This window comes from Halorubrum halophilum, from assembly GCF_000739595.1.
In the GTDB taxonomy this organism is placed as follows: domain Archaea; phylum Halobacteriota; class Halobacteria; order Halobacteriales; family Haloferacaceae; genus Halorubrum; species Halorubrum halophilum.
Genome location: NZ_BBJP01000067.1, coordinates 17,038 through 34,512 on the forward strand (window position 1 = coordinate 17,038; position 17,475 = coordinate 34,512).

Here is a 17,475-nt window from a genome sequence, read left to right on the forward strand (position 1 = left end):
TTTGAGCTTGCTATCGACGAAATAGGACACTTCACACAGGAAGAGGTATGAGTACAACTACAGAGTTGTACTGGTGTTCCGTGTCGACAATTTGGAACAATGACGGAGATACCGTGATCGACATCAATGTCTATGGTGAGCAGTTCTTAATTGGTGCGAGGCGTTGGCCAGTCGGGTGTAATGCCGACCAGCTCGGCACTCATTTCCCAGAGCCGCCGTCGAACTACTTGGTTCGTCGCCTCGGGTGCGGGATCTGTGGGGCCATCGCTGCCAATATATTGCCCACTCACAGAGCCATACGTCGGCTCCAGCAGAAGCGTTTGGAGGCGTTCGGCGGCCGCCTGCTTCGAGGTGGCGACACCCGGAACTAGCCCGGCGATCCGAACAAGTAGCCGCGTTCGGAGCGATGCCTCACGAAACAGGTTTGTCGACGGAACGAACCCCGGATGAACGCAGTTGACCGTGACCGCAGAGTCATCTGGGAGCCGGTCATCAAGTTCGACCGTGAACGCGATGTTCGCCAGCTTCGAACGGGCGTAGGCTTCGAGTGAATCGTACCCGTCCGTCAGCTGGAGGTCGTCCAGATCGAGTGTCGCCCGCCGATGGATGTCTGAGGCGGTAATGACAACACGCGGATCGGGTGCGTCACGGAGGTGATCGAACAATTCGTACGTCAAGAGGTAGGGAGCCAAGTGGTTCACTGCGAGCGTGATTTCGATTCCGTCCGGACTCTCACGACGTGTTCCAGCCGAGAGTCCAGCATTGTGAGCGAGGACGTCGATCCGATCGTACTCGCGTTTCACGGTTGTTGCGAGAGACCGGATGGTGGATTGGGAGGCGAGATCAGCCTGATGGAACGCGATGGTTCCGGCAAGGTCTTCGGACTGTTCTGTGAGGGTTACCCCCTTCGACTCGTCGCGGCCGACGACTGCGACGGTCGCACCCCGTTTTGCGAGGTTGACCGCTGCCACCCGCCCGAACCCGCTTGTTCCGCCGGTGAGAAGGATTGTGTGGGCGGAGAGATCGTTGGTCATGCCCTGTTTCGACGTCGACGGTCCAAAAGCGCGAGGAGCACGTACACAGCGCCGATCACGCGGACACCGTCGGTGAGATGCTCGTTCCACTCCACCGATTCCGGGTTCTCGTACACGAGCGCCCCCGCGATTTGCTCGTACAGTCGCGGGACGAAAAGCAAGACGGCACCAAAGATACCGGTGACATTCATTAGCCACGCGTATAGGCGACCGTCACGAAGCGCCGCGAGCGTAATGACGACTCCTTCCACCCGAATCAGGGGACTAAACCACGAATGGACGGTGTTTTCTTCAGGGTTCTCAACCGCAATCGCCTCGAATACGTCCACGATCCAGTCTGGAATGAGCGCCGTGAGAACGCCGAGCGCACCGAGGAACTGCCGTAGCATACGTATTCATTCGGTCTGGGGTAGGTTAAGATTCGGTGTCGGCGGGATAGATGTCTCACATTATCATAGCGGCCGGTGAATGATCTTAACCAACAGAATTGGGGGAACAAGAGTGGGTGTTGGTTAATTCAGATGTCGTGGTCCCCTGAGCTACTACTCCAGTATGTTCGATGATGGCTGTAAAATAGTCATCAGAATATCATCTCGAAAATCAATAGTATTTCAAAACCCGAATACGTAAGAGAGGGTATGTATGATCTCACAGGCTTTCAGCGCGACTTGCTGTACGTAATTGCCGGCCTCGATGATCCACATGGGCTCGCAATCAAAGACGAACTCGAAGACTACTACGAAAAAGAGATCCACCACGGTCGCCTCTATCCGAATCTCGACACACTCGTTGAGAAAGGACTTGTCGAGAAAAGTCAGCGCGATCGGCGAACTAACGAGTACACAACCACTCGTCGAGGCACCAGAGAAATCGAGGCGCGAGCTGAATGGGAAGCCGAGTATATCAACCACGACGGCTGAACCCTCGCGATCGAGAACAGTCTAGCTTCGCCGCTTCATTTTGGCTTGTCGTGTATCGGATCTACGATCGTTTCGCAGTTGGGACACTCTGCCCAGACTCCCGCCTCACCCTCGGTAGTCTCGTATTCGATCATCACCCACGTCTCACTAATCTCATGGCCACACTGCGGACAACTACCCAGCACGGAATTGTTTGTGGTCATGAGTTCACGTGACGCGTATTTCTCGACTCGCTATGTGCCACTACGACTGGCAGTCATCTAACTCTTTGTCAGACACTCACGTGGTCTATTAACTGAGCGAGATAAACGAAACAACTCTCCAGAGTAGGGATTCTGTCACCCACGAATGTCTCCCGGAAACATTGGCAGCGTTATCAGACCCCACCCAAGTAGGGCAGCGACGACGCAGCTACACCCCGAGGAACGCTGGGTCGACATCGTTCAGGCGGCCGGTCGATTCGAAGTGATCCCTGAAGTCGCGGTAGAGTTCCGTACACTTCCCATCGGTGTCGTATCGAAGGGTGTGAAAATCACCAACGACGGCACAGTACCGCTTGGCCCGAGTGAGAGCAACATTGAGCCGGCGCGGTCCGTCGTTGGATCGGCCGAGAAAGCCGATGTCACCGTCGGCGTTACTCCGAACAAGCGAGATAACGACTGCAGTCTTCTCGCTCCCTTGGAAGGAATCGATAGTGTCGACAGTGATTGCGGTCGCGTGGTCGACATGATCTTGGAGGAGGTCACGGAGTAGTCGAGAATGAGCAGCATACGGTGTGATGACTCCGATTTCTTCCGCCGGAACATCTTCGAGAATGGTCTGGACAAGGTGGACGACAAGACGTGCCTCAGCTTTGTTAGCCCGAGAATGGTCGACGACGTCAACCGAACCACCGATATTGTACCCTTCGATCGCTGGTGTGTCATCAAGTGGGGTGACGACTCGGCCGGTTCGGAGCGAGTCGTCGTAGAACTCCCGGTTGGAAAAGTAGGCAATGTCGGGGTGCATCCGATATTGGGTCTTCAGTTGGAGGCCAATCCCTTCGTAGACGCCGCCGTCAGCGTAGAGGTGTTCAAACAGTGAGAGCCCATACCCCGAATCGGGTGGATCTTCTGTCGCCGTGAACGGAGGGAGTTGCTGGTGGTCACCCGCGAGAACAGCTCGATCGACGCGGGCAAGCGGAATACACGACGCGGTACAGGTCGACTGCGTCGCTTCATCGAGGACGAGGAGGTCAAACTCACGGGCGAGCGTGGCTGCACTGCTGTTGGTCGCAGCGACAACCTGCGCTCGCTCAGCAACATCCCGGTAGTTCTCTCGGAGGATATCATGCGTCGACCGCTCGGCATTGACGCGATCAAGAGTGAACTCGCCGGTTCCGTACTGTCCGTAGGCGTGGAGTGACCCAGCATCGGGATCACCCTGTGTCGAGTTGCCGGCGACAAGGTTGTCTAACGCCTGGTTCGAGTCTGTACAAACAAGCACATCCTCGCCGGCGTCGACGGCCCGACGGATGATTTCGACGAGCGTCCTCGTTTTCCCCGTTCCCGGCGGACCGTGAATACAGAAGAGCTCATCGGCGAGAAGGGCATACTCGACAGCAAGCTGCTGCTCTTGATTGAGATCCTCATCAAACGATTCGCTCACTGCGGCAGCCTCATTCGAGAACGTAAGCGGGCGATCGCCGACAAGCACCTCGTGGAAGGAATCATCCTGTAAGGACTCGATGGCGGTGCGCTCGCGATCAAAGGGAACTGGATTGAGCCGTTCGGAACACCCGATCGTATGGTCACCCTCCAGATACGCGCTGACTGTTCCCGTATTATCAACAGTCTCCCATTCAAGCGCGAGCCAGATATTCAACCCACGGATGCGTTCGACCTCAGCAGCGACTGGGAAGGAGCCAGGTGCGCCGTCAGCGTCGGCATGAATCAAGACCTCGTTGCCTTGGTAGATGCCGAACTCGCTCTCGACGAAGTAGGCCCAATCGTCATCGCGACGGTCTTGTAGACGTGGATCAAGATCGACTCGAAAGCGGTACTCACCATTTTCTTCGCCACGACACGTCAACTGGGGGATGGCAGACTCGCCACGTTCGTATAGCGCCCGTGCTGAGAGATTGCGAGCTCGGGTCTCGTTTCTTGCTCGTGTCGCCGCACGCTCATTGGCAACATAGTTCTGGAACTCTGTGAGTAAGTCGGCGTCTTCGACTGGGTGCGTCGGATCTTCGTGGTCATCAATTGGGGCATCATACCCTGGTGGGTACGTCTCTGGGAGATAATCCGAATGCCAGAATCGAATGCGATTTGCAAGTTGTGTTCCGCCAAACTCGTCGGCAGCAATTGGTTTCACATCACCGTCTTGCTCGACAAGGAAGATCTCGCCACGCACCTCGTGGTCGGTGTAGGCAACGAACTCATCGGTTGGCGTCGCGGTATCGAGCTCATGTAGCGGGATACAGGTCCACTCTCGGTCGGGGTGAGCGAGTTCATCGTGATGGCTCGCAAATGTGGCGATAGGGCGGACGGGAATATGGTCATCTGTCTCAGAAAGCGTCGTTTCGGAGGCAGTATGGAGGATAGCGTCAGTAAACGAGAACTGATCGACGGCATACTCAAACAGCAGAGACATTATGGAACATGTATTATTGCTACCATATAACACTTCGTCGATATCTTTGACTAATCAGTGCCCGGCTGCGGGATGCGTATCGTCGTCTCGGTCGGTATCGATCGGTTCGTAGTCGTAATCCATCCCCACAGGAGTGAAGCCAGGAACGTAGCTGAACCGTTTGCCAGGTTCTCTGTAGAACATCAGGGGGAGACTCCCCCGATCCTCACGTACCCCATACTCTGGAGGCCATTCGTTGAGTTCAGCCGACAGGCTATACACTTGAGGGGCAGGAAGCGCTCCACGTTCAAGATCGCGGAGATCGAGGACCCGAACTTCGAAGTGACGGGCGAGTTTCTCAGCCCGAGGTGTGAGCTCGGTCGTATGACAGAGGACCGGCATTGCCCGACAGGCAAACGCTATCGTACACAGCCGGAAGATCTTCGCCGGGGTGATCGTATCGCTCGTCCAGTCTTTACATTGGGCAACGATCCAATCGCTCGGCTTGTGCTGTTTTGTCTTTCGGGTGGCGACGACGTCAACCTCGAGATTGAACAGTTTCTGTCGAGTCGCTGCTTGGTATCCCCACCGAATCAACGCCCGCTGGAGTTGATACTCAAGCCACCGCCCATCGCCAACCCCACGCCCAGCCACGTCTGCATAGACAGATCGGTGACTGGAGAGTTTCTCAAGCAGCGTGGAGTTGTCCGTCGACCCCTCAGAAAGTGCGTCCTGAAGAATGACGATGTGGTCTCGAATCGTTTCGAGTGTTTGCTCGATCGAATACTCTTGTGAGGAGTGGTCGTACCCCTGAATGGAGAGATCCTCAAGCAGCCGATCGAGACGTAGTTTGATGTGATACAGTGCCTGAGCAGGGTCGTCCCACGTCACCACCTCATGATCGCCTTGGGACGGGCGATGCTCTGTATCCGCAAGCTGTCGACGGATCGCTTTGAGCGCGTAAAGCGCGAGGAACAACCGCCGCCGTGTGGTGACAGCTTGGACGGTCGAAAGTGTCTCCTCGTCTGAGAGAGCGTCCCGGAGCGTCTCGATCGCGTCGATAAGCTGGGTGAGTCCACGATCGAATCCCGGTGGAAGCGAGAGTGTTTCGTCCGTCATTGAGAGAGCGGGCTGGGAGTGAAGTCGTGGCGAGTCAGTGCGGTTTCTGAGAGCGGTAGGAGCGTTGGCTGTCCGTGAGTGCGAAGGTGGTGGTAGAACTCGTCTGTCGTCGCAGGATACCACTGTGGGCTATCGCGCTCCCGGTAGCGGAGGTCCCCGTCGACGGAGACGACTACACCCTGCTCGGTGGTGGCCGTCTTCGCGAACACGAGCGCAGGCGGATCCGGACGAGCCCAACTGTCGCGGGTCCACTCGAGCATCGTTTCGATCGGTGTGGGATCGACTGGCTCTGGATACCGCGCCGCTGCTGGAGCACGTATCGCGACGTTGTCGAGGCGGTCACTCCCACAGGTACGCCACTCAGCGCCAGTCCACTCCCATTCGCGACGGGTCCACGTCTCGCCAGTGCTGTCGGGCTCGAACCGGAGGCGGCGAGGCGGAGCACTCGGTGGGTCCCACTGGAGGATACATGTCCCGTCATCAGCGAGTGTAGCGTCCTCAGTTCGGCGACGATACGCGAACAGTGCGGCGTCGATCTGTGACCGTGCCCGCCGTAATGTGGAGAGTGGGTCATCTCCCGGCATGGTAGGGGCCTCAGAGTCGTTGACTGTCTCGAACAGCCGGTGGAAACTCGTGTCGATGTCTCTGAGCGTCTCCAGTTCTGGCTGATACTCGGTCATTGGGACTCCTCCGAATCTGGCTTGTAACACGCAGTCTGGAGTCGGCGGATGTGTTCGGCGAGGGGTTCGGTCGCGTCTGTCGGAGAGACGGACTTCGATCGGTCATCAAACGCGATTGCGCCGCACTCATCGAGCGTCTCGAGATGCGATTGGGTCAGCGAGATGTAGACTGAGGTGCGTTCGTTGCTCCTGATTTTACTGGGGTCAATCGCATTCTCGATGGCGGCGATTTCGACGGCCAGATCACCTGCGGTAGTTGCTCCATGCGACTGTGAGAGTGAGAGCAAGACGCGCCGGCGACGACTGTTTGCGATCGCGTTGAACGCACGGTCTGGATCCATCGGGATGGCGAACGATGTCGGATCGTCGGTGGCTTCGGTCACTTAGACCGCCCCACGATCATTGTTCGACCGGCGTTTCGCTGGCGACGGTTCGGCGGGATTTTAGAACTGGACTGTGCGACGCGGTGTGTCTGTAGGTCAGTGTCGAGTGAGGTACTCTGGAGACCAGAGTTATCACTCCTGACCCTGTTTGGGTTGGTTGCTGTCATTGGGTGGCAGCACGACTCCTCCGGCGTCTCAGCGCCGGAGGGTTCCGTCAGGAATCGTGCGTGAGTTGAAGAGAGTCGATTGTGACTTTTATATGAGTGTCACAAACTGAGGGTCGAGTATTTGGCCGCTTGAACGCCTCTAAGGCAGATATTAGCTTGTGTTCTTAATCACCTCTTAAATCACGCACCACCTCAACTGGTGGTTAAAAATAATCCTTCACTACGGCGGCTCTTCTCTATCTACGCGATTGAGATGGGGTGATGAATAGGACCGCGGCCACAAGACCGCTGACAGCGCCGTGAGAAACAGTTGACTTCCCAAATGTGGAAACGGACTCAGTCATCTATCAAATGGCACAGCGGGTCCAGCAGGCGGGCTCACCAACGGTGGTCGAACACCAGCAAGTGGTGAACGTCTCCAATATGTTTCCACGATATCCTCACCCAAGTATTCGTTCGTGCTCGTAACTGTGGAAGACCTCAAGAGAGACGCTTTTGAAAGGTGGCAGCTACAAGTGTGACGAGAGTACCGAGGTCCCAATAGAGTGATTTCGGACGAGTTCCGCATGAACATCGATACAGAAACCATCCAGCACCGATGTACCGATCCCGTGTTTGAGCGGGGGCAAACCTATCGCAGGGAGGGACGGATCCAGCAGCTCGACCGGTTCGACGATCTCGTGTCAGCCGTTGTCAGCGGATCGAACCCGTACGACGTGACTATCAAATTCAGTGGCCGAAGTCTCGAGACTCAGTGTACCTGTCCATACGACGGCCAAGGCGACTGCAAACACGTTATCGCGGTGCTCCTCGCTATCGCAGACGACCCGCCAGAAGATGAGAGTGAGCGTATCGAGGCTCTCCTGGCGGACGTCCCTGTCGAAGAGCTGCGTGCGTTCGTCCACGAGATTCTTGCCACTCACAGCACGGCTCGAGAACAGTTTCTCGCGCAGTTCGGCGACGAACACAAATCGGTCGGTGAGTACCGTGAGGAGATCGGTCGCTTGTTTGAGCAACATGCCGATCCGGTGGTGTTCGAGGCGATCGACTTCTCCCGATTCTTCGACATTGCCGAACAGTACCGTGAGCGCGATCGATACCTCGCCGCTGCGACCGTCTATCGGGCAGTGTTCGAGGAAGTCGATGAGAATTTTAATTGGATCGACGGGTCCTACGACCACTACGCACAGACTCTCCAGACAGCTCTCGATGGATACATCGACTGTGTCTTGGCGACCGATCCCAGTCCCGAGGACTTCGACGCGTATGCCGGCGTGTTAGAAACACGGGCAGCAGCAGAGTCAGAGATTAACAACAGGCAGTTCTGGCGAGCACTCGACGACCTCGAAGATCGATACGACGAATAGACCACTACGATCTCAAAACAGCGACTCCAACTCCCCATCGCTATCCATCAGCTCCGAGAAACGGCCCTCGCTCTCGTCAGTGATCTCCCCGAGATTCTGTTGTGCTTCGATTGCGACTTGCTGGAGCTCTTTCACTCGCGGGACGTTCGTCACGCCACCGAGCAGTACGAGTGCCGCGACCGTTCCCTCACCACGTCGTGGATAGTCACCACCGCGGACTTCCATCGATCCGGTCTGTTCTTCGAGCCACTTGCGACCGTGCTCGATTCCCTTCCGGTTGAGATACTCTGGCGGGCCGGCAACCACAAGCAGCGCTCGCTCTGTCCCGCTCACCTCACAGGGTAAAGTGAGCCGACCGAGCGTTGCCTTTCGGACGAGACTCGTAATTCGATTCGTCGCCTCTGTACTGTCGATCCCGTTATCTGTATCGCCACGGAGTCGCGAGAGCAATCCCTTCCGCTCTGGCTCGTCCACCTCGACATCGGCATAGCCCAGCGAGGAGATCCCACCGCCTTTGAGCGTATTGATGATCTCCGAAGAGTCAACCACGCTTTCGGCGACATCGCTTCCCTCGGTTATCTCGCCCGCACTGAAGAGCACGCCGAACCGCTGGACGAGCTCCTCGTTGATCGCGTCGAACCCTTCCTCCACGGATTCACCCGAGCTGCGCCAGGCGTCGTTGTCAAACAACATGAGGTTGTCCACCTCGTCGACGAACGTCTTGAGCGATCGAGCGGCGTTCAGCGTGTAGATCCCACCCTCGTCACTGCCGGGCAGAATGCCGAGCCCGTACACAGGTTCAGTGTAGATCCGCTTGAGGTTCTTGGCAATCACGGGCGCCCCACCTGACCCCGTCCCGCCACCAAGCCCCGCAACGACGAGGAACGCATCGATCTCGTGGACCGGCACTGAGTCGAGCGCGCCCTGAACCTCGTCGATGTCTTCTTCGGCCACCTCTGCGCCGAGTTCGTTATCTGCGCCCACACCGTGTCCCTTCACTCGCGATTGACCGATCAGGATCCGGCGGTCTTTCGAGAGGTGGTCGATTCCCTGGAGATCTGCTTTCGCCGTGTTGACGGCGATCGCTCCCCGAACGATATCAGCGCCTGTCCGTGCGTCGTAGGCCAGGAACTCGTCGACCACCTTCCCACCCGCCTGTCCGACCCCGATCAATGCGAGTTTCATGTGAACATACCACATGTGACTACGCAGGTTAGACGTATAAAGCTTGGAAGAACACTGGAAAACCGGTGTGGGGGGTCCATGAATAATGTAATCGACCCAGAGCACTCGCAAAATGGTCTGGTCAATGAGAGACAAGACAAAATGGAGTGAACAGCCCCGCCAAAAGTTGCGTGTCGCTACTCGTCAGCCGTCCGGTTCGCTTACTGATTGTAGGGGTGGTCTTCCGGATCGTGGTACCATCCGTCGCCGCCGAAGTACGGGTGCGGTGTGACGAGGTCGACGCCGGTCGTTCCCTCTGGCAGTGGTATGTTCCCGATCTTCTCGCTCTGCGCTTCGATCTCCTCGCCGAACTCGCCATCCGAGTTGACACCTATCTCTCGAAGCAGCCGCTCGACCTTGATGTTGATCTGTTCCATCTTGATCCGCTGATGGCGGTTGTTCACTCCTTCTCGAAGCAGCAGTTCGATCGTTCGGTTCCGAGAAATGTTATCGTGCTCTGCGACATCGTCGATGAGCTCGGCGAGTTCATCAGCAACGTATCCGGTAATGTGTGTCGGCATCGGGAGGTCCCTTTGCCGGTGAGTTATGAATGTATCTGGTTGGTAACAACATGTGATAATCAGTCAGAGCATCCACTATCACTACAGAGTTGGTTCCCCCCAATCGCGCAGTTGGCTTCCCTTCGCATCGTCGTCAGCCCGACTGTGTTATCGGTGGTCGCTGGACGTCCCGTTGTATCTGCCCCGCCCGCGGCTCGTTGTGCCTATCCCCACACCAAAGGGTGGGTATTGTGTTGACGCGACTGCCTCTACTAGACATAGGTCGGCTAGTCTTCGTTGGTGTGCTCGCCGGGACGTCTACTCGCTTGGTTGCGATAGCCACTCTGTCCGGACGGACCACCCTCTCACTCGCTGCCTGTCTAGACTTCTAACCAACTCGTCTTTCCTCGCCAATCCAGTATCTGATTTCTGATATACGTTCTGTGATATCTCGCTCGATTTCTCGACTCTCTATTCTTCTCCCGGCTCCGCCCTGTTCCCTCGCTACGCGACCGACCATCTAGTCGATCTGCTCTCTAGCCCCCTAACATTGTGAATTTGCGGAACCTAACCACAGGGGAGGAGAGATATATTAGAGGATCTCTAAAGCCCCCTCAGGCCGTTAGAACCTAACCAGCGACATTAGAGGGGAGGGTAGTGTTACATTGAAATGCCTCAAACCGGTTCACGTACCCTTGTTTTCGGTGATGACATTCATATTATAATTTTTACACTGAATCATGTCTAAGTTGCTTCCGTCTAATTATATGGACTGGGTATCAGACTGGAATATTGTATTATACAAAACCCACCCAATACCGTTGCCGTATACTTATTCTTCTACTTACATAGACACACCCGAATCAGGCTACCGTCTAGTTATTCATGGTTATCGGATAGTATGTAGGAATTCTAAGACTATGCTAGGGCTCTCTTACATGAGATGGTACTAATTGTGGTCTCGTCTGCTTGTTTCGGTTTTTACACTGTTCAGGAAGTATCGTGCCACCATCTACTTATTTTTGAATTTCGTCGTAATGGCCGATGACGGATCTCAGTATTTCACCATGTTACATAAGGAAGCACTAGATCCTGTCCTGTCTGCTTATTCAATAATATACATCCACATGGGCCAAATCCACCGCAGTCTGCTTATTCATGTGCCTGCTTATGCGAGTTGTGAAAAGAAAGTGAGATATGTTTAGGTTCTTGCCCTCAACTCAGAGAGTGGTGATGGGTGAAGATCACTGGCTGAGTATCGTCTAACTCTAGCAGGAGAAAGGATTTCCAATAAATCTGTTTTTGCGATCGTAGTCGAAACAGTCTCTCTTTTCAAACCGCCTGTCGACTTCTGCCCGGCCTAATATTGCTCTCATTTCCGCTTCTGCCCGGATCGTTTTCGACTGTTTTCTGTCCTACCTTAGTATGATTTTAGGAATGGGCCTGGCTGTAGGTGTATAGGATTGTGGCAGTACGCTGATCCAGGATGAGTCGTGCCTACCGGCAACCGGGGGGAGTTCCACTGCCTCTCACCACTACTCCACCCGCCCTCTACTGAGGTTCTCGCTTGCCCTCCGCGTATCGATTACCCCTCGCGTGATTGCCCGTCGTACTTTGCTGTCGCTGGCTGCTGTTCGCTCCGATTGTGTCTGCCCCTGCTGCGACTGCTCGTCGGTGTCCGCCTCTACATCGAACGGAGTGGAGGTGTTGACGCGAGTATCTGTGTCGGACGTCGGTTGTTGTCTCTCCGAGAGTGATCCCTAGGTAGTGTCTCATCTCGGTTGCGATAGCCGACTTCTCTGAATGGGTCACTCTCTCGGTAGCCGTTTGTCCCGCCTCCTGGTCGACTCAATTCTCCCCCACCAATCCAGTATCTGATTTCTGATACACTCTCTGCGACATCTCGTTCGATCTCATCATTCTGTCCTCGCCCCTTGGCTCCGCCCCGTCTCCTCGCTACGCGACCGACCTTCTGGTCATTTTTCTCTCTGAGCCCCTAACATTGTGAATTCGCGGAACCTAACCTGAGAGGTTGAGAGAGATATTAGAGACTCTCTAAAGCCCCCTCAGGTTGTTAGAACCCAACCAGCGGGATTATCGGGTGGGGTGTGTTAATTACACAACGCACCAAATCGACCGCCGTCCTGTAATTATGGTGTATGTCAAAGAGATATGGTTTTTAATTAAGTAATGCCTCTATCGGACCCACGTCTATTAATTATTTTGAATAGGCGGCTAATATTGCTGCTAATTACGAACCAACGGAATCACGGAGCAGTCTTGTGATTACACGGGTGATTACAACACCCCTGTATCAGCCTTGCGTCTTGTAATTAGAGAGCGGAAGACAACATGTCAACTTCTGCGAATTCTGGATTTTTGCTGTAATTAGAATAGTGCTCTATCTGCTTCTCTTCATGTGATTATAGAATTAATTACCGACCCGGTATATCCGCTTGCCGTCTTGTAATTAGGAAATTCAGATTTTCTCCTTAGAAGATCTGAGCCACGGCCTTACAAATAATTACGAACTCCATTGAATCGCATCCCGTCTTGTGATTACAATTTTAATTAAAGAGTGCCTGTTATCGGTCGCAGTCTGGTAATTACCAGACCACGATTGGCAGTACTTGTCTGATTATGTATAAATTGAGAATTCTGTTGTGGTCGGCGGTGGGATTGTCTGGAGGTGAGCCGGTGGGATCGGTGACATCGGTGGAGTTGTGTGTTGGACGATATCCTTCAGTTGAGTTGTGGATATCTCTTGGTTCGGGTGACTGTTTAGATTGGCTCCAAGAGGATTATATCGATACTGCTTCGGCTTACTTTGTATCCTTTTACACATGAGTTAGTCCACCCTATGACGCCGTTATCTACCTGTTTTCAGCTAAATTTTTATTGCTGCTCTTGCTGAGATCGGTTGAATATTGACTGTTGCTCCTCCAGATCTCCGTGGAATATTGACAGTTGCTCCCCCTGATATCCGTGGAATATTGACTGCTCGTCTTTCTGTTATTACTTTAGTTTCCTCAAAATAACCCACGTTCTGCTTGATTGTGGGCGCATATGCTTGCGGCTGGACCTTAATTCTGGGTAAGTTGATTTGCTCAGGGTTGCCGATACGGATGTTGGTTTTGAGATTCACTCGGAGGTCGATTATCAAAAAAAGGAGTGCTCGGTAGAGATGGTTTCGTCGCTAGTCGTCTCTCAGGTCCTTCCTGAGTTTGTTGATGCCGAAGATTTTCTGAGCGCCGTCCGCGTCGAGTTCGTCGCTGACCTTCTTGAAGTTGTCCGATTCTCTCGCCTCGATATACCCAATGTGGGCTGTTAGCGACGACAGCAGCTTTCGCATACCTTCGGCGTTTTTGACGACCCAGATGGCGTCGGCGTCCGCATCCTTGAGTTTGTAGTAGTCGCCTACAACGTGTCGCCGCTTCTCCGGGGACAGCTCAACTTCGATGACTTTGTCCCGATCGTCGGGAGATTCCTCTGTCGCCTCGACGTAGAGATCGAATTTGAGTTCGCTGCCCTCGGGGGTGTAGTACATGTGCGTCTCGTAGCCGAGCCCGTCGTAATATGCGTCGATGAGCCTGACGCCGACCCGGTGTTCCGGGCTTTCCCGGCCGTACTCACCACCGTCTCGTGGCGCGAGATTCTTCCCGGCGACGACGTTTGCTTCGTCTGTCGGCCAGTAGTACGCCTGTCTGTTTCCGAGTTCGAACTTCTCTAAGAACCCCCACTCGATGAGATCGGGTGCCGTCTCGCTGTACGGCAGGACGTTCATCGAGTCCTTGATGTGGTAGCTATTGAGGCCGTCTGTGAGTGCGTCAAAGACCATTCCGAGGAACGCCGAGTGGTCGCTTGTGAACTCCTCAGAGTCTTCTGGCGCTTCGTCTTCATCGTCCGAGTCCCCGTCGTCATCTCCACCAGATTTCACGCCGCTGTCCATGTCGATCGCTTCGTGTTCGCGGTTGACGCAGTGGCGATCTCGGCTTCGTTCGCGGACGAGGTCTTCACGCGAGCTGACGTTGAACGGTCCCGCACTATGCCCTGGTGGGATGGGAAGTGGCCGGAGCGTGAGTATCTCTGGCTTCTGTTTGTGGAAGCCTGTCGACGGTAGTTGGACGAGCCACTCCCCCCGCCGGAGACCTGCGATACGGTCTTTGATCTCGTCGTTTTCGAGATCTTCGTGGAACAGCGACTCCGCTAAGAGGTCGTCCGTCGCGACGTTGCCGATGATCTTCGTGTTGATGTTGTTGAGGATTTCTTTGTACGCCCGACGATTGTCCTGTGGATTCTCTCCGAGTACCTGCTCGGGATACTGCATGATGAGCCCGAGCGAGAGGTTGAACTCGCGCCCTTTCGGGAGGAGCTCTCGGTAGACGATTTCGTTGCGAGCGATGTTCGCAGACTCTTCGATGATGACGTTCGTGATGTATTCATCATCGTCTGGCGTCCAGATTGACTGCGCCGAAGTCCACAGATGAGACAAGAACAGGACGGTGAAGACTTCGCTGCTGGCCCCGCGGAGACTCCCTGTGTCGATGAGGACGACCTTGTTCGAGTTGAGGATGCTCTTCATGTCGAGCATCGGAATCTGCTCTTTGTTGTACCAGTTTGTGTCGTCGTTCCAGTACTCGTCGTCGACTGTGTACGACAGCATATCCCAGATGAAGTCGCGCTCTTTCAGCTTCCGGATCCGGTTGAGAACCGCGTCGGTGGTGTTCATGAACTGGCGTGCGTCCTTCTCAAGGTGGGACTCGAGGATGGACGTCACCTGCGTGTCGACCGTTCGCGGGATCGCCTTGAGAACTGTCTCGTAGTCCTCGTCGATGTCTTCGACATCCTTGCCGTACTTCTGGAATTCCTGTGCGGCTTCCATGAGTTCGCCGATCGAGAAGTAATCCTTCCCGTGTTCGCGGTCGAACAGCGCCTTGATCAGGTTGGTGAGGATTTCGTTTGCGACGAACGCCTGCTCGACTGTCTTCTTCCCGAGGACGAATCTGAGCAGTTGGAAGTAGTGGTCGATGATGTCCTGTTTGGCTGTCTCTCGGGTCCGCCCGGCACCCTCTGTGAGCGGCCGGAGGTCGAAGAATGGCATCCCTGGAACCTTGCCCTCTGCTTCTGGGATTTGGATGTATTCGACGTCCGCGAGGTTCCCGAACAGCGTCCGGTGACACCGCAGGTAGTTCTCACACATCTCGCCGTCCTTGGGATCGATGAGGATTGTCGGCCCCTCGAGGTTGTGGTGGGTGGTGAGCATGTCGTTGATCGTCGCGACCGTTTTCCCGCTCCCAGTCGTTGCTGCGCGGATGTAGTGCTGGGTGAGATGATCTGCTGACAGCGACAATGCATCCCGCTTCGCGAGGTGGTCCCACCACTCGTTTTTGCTCTGGATGGTGCTGATCTTGTCCGGCTCCTCGGAGTTATCTCGGAGTGCGGTGACGGCGTGACCGATCGTCATGCCGGTCGAGAACTCCTTGAATACTTCCTCGTTGGGCGAGGTGAGCGGTGATTGAGCTGTCGGTCTCCCGCCGGTCCCACCTCGACTCGCTTTCGGCAGCGTGTCGATTGACGGGACCGTGATGAAGTTTGAGAGCTCGTCAATGTTACAGACGAGAATCGGCTTTTGTCGCGACCAGGACTCGAGCCCGTTCGGGTAGGTGATCCCGTGGCTGAGCATCCGCTTGTACTCAGGTTCGTTCGTACCGAGGTAGTTCCCCTCGATGGAGTAGAACTTCCCACTGAGCTGGTTGAGTGAATCTTGGAGATTCCGGGCGCACTCGGTGTCTGAGGTGGCCGCTCGGAGCGTGACGTTGTACGTGTGAGATGGATCTTTCAGGTCGATCTGACCCATCCGTCCCGTGCCTGAGCGGTAGCCTGCGGTCTGTGAGTCGTGGATTGAGCCGCCGATTTCGTGGGGCGTGTCGCTCCGGTGGCGCTCTTGTTTTTCCTCATTAGAGACGCCGAGGACCCCGTCGAGAAGTGTCCGAAGGAAGAGCCCGCCGGTCGTGTGGACGCCTTGCTTGAGGTTTCCTTTCTGCCGTTCGGCTTTCGGAGACCAGTCTGCGCGTGGCTCGAAAACCGCTTGAAAGACGACCGAGCCCTCTGTTTGGATGATGGTTTCGAGGAGATTGGAGAGCGGCGAGCGTTCGATCGTTTCGTTGTCGAACGACGAGAGCGTCGTCATCCAGTCCCGTCGTTTCTCCTCAACACCCTCCCACCGCACCATCTCGGGGACATCATCGAAGACGTTCGTGATGTCAAAGTTTTCCCGTCCGAATTCGAAGTTCTCCGGATACTGCGATCGCGTAGTGCTTTCGAGTCGGTCACAGGTGACTTCGCCGCGCTCTCCCGGCCCGATGAAGAACTTGAACTGGGCTTCGTCTTCTGGCTTGTAGATGATGAACTCGAAGTTTGAGACGGGCTCGATACCAGCGACATGGAGTTCCATATCGAGCGGGAGCTTACGCCCGTTTCCGTATCGATGGAGTCCGTAGAGTTCTCGTTTGACCGTCTCTGAGTTCACCTCCTCACGCACGGGGATTATCTGAATGTATTCTTGTTCGGATTCGATCTGTTCGATGAAGTCTTCCGCTTCGTCAGTGTCGATCTCCCCGCTGAGTGAAGCACTAGCGGAGGTCTCGTCAGCATCAGATTTTGGTGTGGAGTCCGCTTCTTCCGCATCAGGTGATGCATCCGGATTTGTTGGTTCACCGGATTCCGGAGGCCCTTTATCAGGTTTATTTTCTTTTTTACTCACGGTGACATTTCCAACACAACCCCCCCAAATAGCTCTTTTTTGGGGGTCTACAAACTGTTCAATGTGTATACTATTCCGGGAATTATCCAGATTGACTACGGTAGCACGTATACTCATTTGAACACGACCCAGTTAGGTTCGCCGACACGAAGGAAATGACTGATAGCGACGACGAGACCAATGACGACTCACACCGCAACTGCGTCGTAGCGACTGGGGGTTAGTGCCGAGCGGACCGAGGTCACAACTGGTGAACTCGGTAATACGCTGCACCAGTTCTTCGATTTCAGCTTGGATTTCGGTTGTGTCTTCGTCGGCACCAGCTAAAGGTTCTGACCATACCTACCGATTCCGACCGCTCGGTGGTGACATCCTCCTCGCCGTAAACGGCGAGGCTTCCCGTACCGCAGGTGGGATATTTGCTGGTCTACGACACGACCTGTTCTCTCGTGTGAAACGTCCCGCTCTCGCGGTCGAACAAGTGTGTCGATGGCTGTGCCACACAGCCGTTACTCCTATCCTCGCCGTGAGGACTCGGAGTTATCTTCTGACGCATATTCTCCGCCCCGTTACAGTCCGCGTTGGCTACCAACTCGCACGACGAGCAGACGTACAGGCCACGTTCGACGCGATTCGATTTCGTCTCGTCTCCACAGCGGGAACACGTTTTCGAGGTGTTCCACTCGTTTTCTTTCAGCACCTCCACAC

General features: G+C 55.0%; 13 protein-coding genes. 2 read left to right on the forward strand and 11 right to left on the reverse strand.

What is annotated here, in order from left to right:
* Window positions 1-146 precede the first annotated feature (146 nt).
* Together ACP96_RS15320 and ACP96_RS15325 are read right to left on the reverse strand one after the other, a co-directional pair.
* A complete protein-coding gene (locus ACP96_RS15320) occupies window positions 147-1,034 on the reverse strand; it encodes an SDR family NAD(P)-dependent oxidoreductase (RefSeq protein ID WP_050033982.1) in 888 nt (295 codons plus the stop codon).
* Window positions 1,031-1,423 (reverse strand): hypothetical protein, encoded by a 393-nt coding sequence (locus tag ACP96_RS15325; protein WP_050033983.1) that lies wholly within the window; start codon window positions 1,421-1,423, stop codon window positions 1,031-1,033. The genes ACP96_RS15320 and ACP96_RS15325 overlap by 4 nt, the downstream gene beginning before the upstream one ends.
* 249 nt (window positions 1,424-1,672) lie before the next feature.
* Here ACP96_RS15325 and ACP96_RS18205 point away from each other — a divergent pair, with 249 nt between their 5' ends.
* Complete coding sequence (locus ACP96_RS18205; RefSeq protein ID WP_082222592.1) at window positions 1,673-1,954, forward strand: helix-turn-helix transcriptional regulator; 282 nt, start codon at window positions 1,673-1,675, stop codon at window positions 1,952-1,954.
* A 35-nt stretch (window positions 1,955-1,989) separates the two neighbouring features.
* Here ACP96_RS18205 and ACP96_RS20070 read toward each other — a convergent pair whose 3' ends face one another.
* The 5 genes from ACP96_RS20070 to ACP96_RS15350 all read right to left on the reverse strand — a co-directional run bounded on the left by ACP96_RS20070 (window position 1,990) and on the right by ACP96_RS15350 (window position 6,704).
* The gene (locus tag ACP96_RS20070) at window positions 1,990-2,157 is read right to left on the reverse strand and encodes a DUF7837 family putative zinc-binding protein (protein ID WP_321163740.1); all 168 of its coding nucleotides are present in this window, start codon (window positions 2,155-2,157) and stop codon (window positions 1,990-1,992) included.
* Between the two features lie 208 nt (window positions 2,158-2,365).
* The gene (locus tag ACP96_RS15335; RefSeq protein ID WP_050033985.1) at window positions 2,366-4,585 is read right to left on the reverse strand and encodes an AAA domain-containing protein; all 2,220 of its coding nucleotides are present in this window, start codon (window positions 4,583-4,585) and stop codon (window positions 2,366-2,368) included.
* 54 nt (window positions 4,586-4,639) lie between these two features.
* On the reverse strand, window positions 4,640-5,683 hold the full coding sequence (locus ACP96_RS18210; protein ID WP_082222593.1) for a hypothetical protein: 1,044 nt from the start codon (window positions 5,681-5,683) through the stop codon (window positions 4,640-4,642).
* On the reverse strand, window positions 5,680-6,363 hold the full coding sequence (locus ACP96_RS19655; protein WP_050033986.1) for a hypothetical protein: 684 nt from the start codon (window positions 6,361-6,363) through the stop codon (window positions 5,680-5,682). The genes ACP96_RS18210 and ACP96_RS19655 overlap by 4 nt, the downstream gene beginning before the upstream one ends.
* Entirely contained in the window at window positions 6,360-6,704 is a 345-nt protein-coding gene (locus tag ACP96_RS15350; protein WP_050033990.1) for a DUF7344 domain-containing protein, read from the reverse strand. Before ACP96_RS15350 ends, ACP96_RS19655 begins: the two co-directional genes overlap by 4 nt.
* A gap of 775 nt (window positions 6,705-7,479) precedes the next feature.
* Here ACP96_RS15350 and ACP96_RS15355 point away from each other — a divergent pair.
* Window positions 7,480-8,280, forward strand: coding sequence for an SWIM zinc finger family protein (locus ACP96_RS15355; protein ID WP_050033991.1), 801 nt, complete (start codon window positions 7,480-7,482; stop codon window positions 8,278-8,280).
* A gap of 12 nt (window positions 8,281-8,292) precedes the next feature.
* Here the strand turns inward: ACP96_RS15355 and ACP96_RS15360 are convergent, their stop codons facing one another.
* The 4 genes from ACP96_RS15360 to ACP96_RS18225 form a co-directional block, all read right to left on the reverse strand.
* Window positions 8,293-9,465, reverse strand: a complete 1,173-nt coding sequence (locus ACP96_RS15360; RefSeq protein WP_050033992.1) for a tubulin/FtsZ family protein — start codon at window positions 9,463-9,465, stop codon at window positions 8,293-8,295.
* A 200-nt stretch (window positions 9,466-9,665) separates the two neighbouring features.
* Window positions 9,666-10,025, reverse strand: a complete 360-nt coding sequence (locus ACP96_RS15365) for a hypothetical protein (RefSeq protein WP_050033987.1) — start codon at window positions 10,023-10,025, stop codon at window positions 9,666-9,668.
* A gap of 3,175 nt (window positions 10,026-13,200) precedes the next feature.
* A complete protein-coding gene (locus ACP96_RS15370; protein ID WP_237561690.1) occupies window positions 13,201-16,767 on the reverse strand; it encodes an ATP-binding protein in 3,567 nt (1,188 codons plus the stop codon).
* Window positions 16,768-17,194: 427 nt separating this feature from the next.
* The coding region (locus ACP96_RS18225) for a zinc ribbon domain-containing protein (RefSeq protein ID WP_154020499.1) at window positions 17,195-17,475 on the reverse strand (281 nt) is incomplete at its 5' end.